1 protein-coding gene is annotated in these 2,576 nt (G+C 63.4%); it reads right to left on the bottom strand.

All coding sequences use genetic code 11. The features are described 5' to 3' along the window. Positions 1-699: 699 nt before the first annotated feature. Positions 700-2,247, bottom strand: coding sequence for a S10 family peptidase (locus CWO89_RS42955; protein WP_130584236.1), 1,548 nt, complete (start codon positions 2,245-2,247; stop codon positions 700-702). Positions 2,248-2,576 lie beyond the last annotated feature (329 nt).

Below are 2,576 nucleotides of genomic sequence, written 5' to 3'. Positions count from 1 at the left end.
CCGCGAGGGATAGACAGACTTTTGCTGATTTGCCCGTCGGGTTGATTTGTCGCACCCAAAGCAACCACATCGTCATTGCGAGCGCAGCGAAGCAATCCATAGCGCCGCGAGCGGAGGCATGGATTGCTTCGCGGAGCCCGTCATCGGGCGCGCGTTCGCGCGACCCGTTGGCTCGCAATGACGGGGTTGTCAGGGCTCGCGACTTCGTCGGGCCTCGGAATGACAGCGGGTGGTCAGCAACCCGCCAAAAATAAACGCCACCGAGCGCAATGAATATTGCTTGGTGGCGTTGATAGATACTGGGCCCTGAAATCCCCAGCACTGAATTGGTCAGCGCCGCATGTCATCAGGTTCAATCACGACTCTAGAAAACGTGAATTTTGCATCAGCTAAATGATGCGTGTCATACGACAGAAGCGCTGCCCGATCGCGCAAACGACAACTTCAAGTAAGCTGCAAAATATTGTCTCGTCCGTTGCGGGATGAAACGACGGACCTCATCCCGAGGAGCCGCGCCAGCGGCGTCTCGAGGGATGGCCACGGGTGAGAGCGGGGCCTCATGGTTCTCAAGGCGATGCGAAGCATCGTCCGGAGACGCGCGAAGACGCGCTCCTCACCATGAGGGTCTAATAGCGTGCACGCTGCTGGATTGCCGGCAAAGAAGGTCAACCGCTCTCGCCTACTCCATCACCGCCCCGCCTACTTCATCACCGCTTCGACCTCGCCTCTGAATGCCTGGCGCGAAGTGTCGCGGGAATAGAACATGTGGCCGCCGGGATAGACGACAAGTCTGACACGGTCCGGGCTCGCAAAAGCCGGCAGTTGGTCGAGCGCCATCGCCGAGCCGAAGTAAGGGGTCGCGAGATCGAACAGGCCGTGGCCGATCAGGAGCTTCAGCTTCGGATCGAGCGCGAGAATCTGCCGGAGCTGTGAGACCGACTCGGCCGGGTTTGTCCCGCGGCCGAAATCCCAGGAGCCGGCGACGCGGCCGTTGAGCAGATGATAGGATCCGTCCGGCCGCCAGTTCAGCCTGCCCCTGGTGAGGTCGACAACAGCACTCGTCAGCGGCGCAATCAGCGGATCGCCGGACGGATCGCCGAAGCGTGAAACGCTCGAATCCGGATTGGGATCGAAGCCTTCGACTGATGCGTCGTAGCGGCCGGTCACCTTGCCATTGCGGCGATCGAACTCCCTGCGGAATTCGGAGACATCGAAACGCCCCGCGAGGCGGCGGCTCACCGCCGGATCGATGTCGGTCAGGGCCGCCACCCTGTTGGCGAGCCGTGTCGTAGCCTCGCTGTCGGCTTGCCCCTTGACAAGGTCGACCAGGAAATCGCCGCGCGCATATTGTTCGACATCGGCGACGTCGCTGCGCGTCACCGGCCCCTTTCTCTGGCGCGCGACCGCCGCCATGGTCGGAAGGCTCGCGACATATTGCAGCAGGCTCGTGCCCTGGAATTCGCGGAAATCGAGCAGCGGCGAAAGCAGGATCAATCCCTTTACGCCGACGCCCTGCTCGGTCTGCAGATTATGCACGATCTTCGGCCCGCGGATGCCGCCATAGCTTTCGCCCACGACATACTTCGGCGACAGCAGCCGCTCATGCTTCTCGAGCCAGCGGCGGATCACCAGCGCGACCGCATTGACATCGCCGTCGACCGAGAAGAAGCGCTTGCGCACGTCGTCTCCGGTCGCGACAAAACGGCTATAGCCGGTGTCGACGGGATCGATGAAGACGAGGTCGGTGAAGTCGAGCCAGGTTTCCGCATTCGGCACCAGCTCGGGCGACGCCGACGACACCGCCCCCTCGCCGCCCAGCGCAATCCGCCACGGTCCGGCGCTGCCGAGCTGCAGCCAGGCCGACGATGCGCCCGGCCCGCCGTTGAACAGGAAGGTGACCGGGCGATTCGCCCGATCGGTGCCGTCGAGCTGATAGGAGGTATAGGCGATATCGGCCTGCGGCTCGCCCTTCTGGTCGAACAGGCGGATCGAGCCGGCGGTAGCCGTGAACTCCAAGGTACGTCCCGGCAGCGCCAGCGTCTGCTTGGTCGTGGTATCAGGCGGCAAGCGGTGCTGCTCGGACGCCGAGGGTGGATTGGCTGCCGCACTGCGGTCTCCGCCGCCCTTCCGACCGGCCGGCGCCTCTGTCGTCGGCGAAGCCGACGGTGCTGACGGTTTGGGGGCGTCGCCCGCGTCCTGCGCCCACGCGCCGCTCACGACCGAAAATGCGAGCAGCGCGACCATCATCCGCGTGCGCGCAGTGCGCTCTGTTCCGACCCGGCTTGTCATGTCCCACTTCCCTGTAGCCCGGGTGGAGCGAAGCCCAACCCGGGACGTCTGCGTCAGCATTAAGAGCGGCCCCGGGTTACGCTTCGCTTCACCCGGGCTACGACGTGAAATTGCGGCCGCTTCCATCGTGCGTGCAGCTACACAACCCGAGGAATTGTGTGGAAATCACAATCGCGCCAGCCGGTTTGCATCGCGATGAATGCGACACGCCTGCGACAATACGCGCCGATCAGGTTGTCCGCGGCGACAATTGAGTGATATCCGTCACATCCACAAGGTTGCCAACC

The sequence above is a fragment of the Bradyrhizobium sp. Leo170 genome (genome assembly GCF_004296405.1).
GTDB lineage: Bacteria > Pseudomonadota > Alphaproteobacteria > Rhizobiales > Xanthobacteraceae > Bradyrhizobium.
Note: the sequence above shows the minus strand (reverse complement) of the source record. Positions and strands in the feature narration are given on the sequence as shown.